We start from the raw sequence: 422 nt of genomic DNA on the forward strand, positions 1-422 counted from the left end.
CTGCGCGGCGGCCTCGAACAGCTTGGCGGTCTTGTAGCGGATCACCTGCAGGTAGCGCTCCTCCGTCACGTCGGGGTCGTGCATGTTCAGCAGCTGCAGGACCTCGCCCTCGGAAATGATGTTGGTGGCATCGGCCAGGATTTGCATGATGCGCATGCTGTTGGCCTGCACCATCATCTGGAAGGCGCGCGAGTACAGGAAGTCGCCCACCAGCACGCTGGCTGCATTGCCGAACACAGCGTTGGCGGTCTTGCGGCCGCGGCGCAGGTCGGACTCGTCGACCACGTCGTCGTGCAGCAGCGTGGCGGTGTGGATGAACTCGACCACCGCGGCCAGCTCATGGTGATACTCGCCCTTGTAACCCAGCGCATTGGCCACCAGCAGCAGGATCACCGGACGCAGGCGCTTGCCGCCGGCGCTGA

At 64.9% G+C, this 422-nt stretch carries 1 protein-coding gene; it reads right to left on the minus strand.

The window, feature by feature from the left end:
• A partial coding sequence (locus RVY79_RS17565; RefSeq protein ID WP_317465775.1) for a polyprenyl synthetase family protein occupies positions 1-422 on the minus strand: 422 nt, incomplete at both ends.

Source organism: Chromohalobacter sp. HP20-39 (assembly GCF_033052815.1).
In the GTDB taxonomy this organism is placed as follows: Bacteria; Pseudomonadota; Gammaproteobacteria; order Pseudomonadales; family Halomonadaceae; genus Chromohalobacter.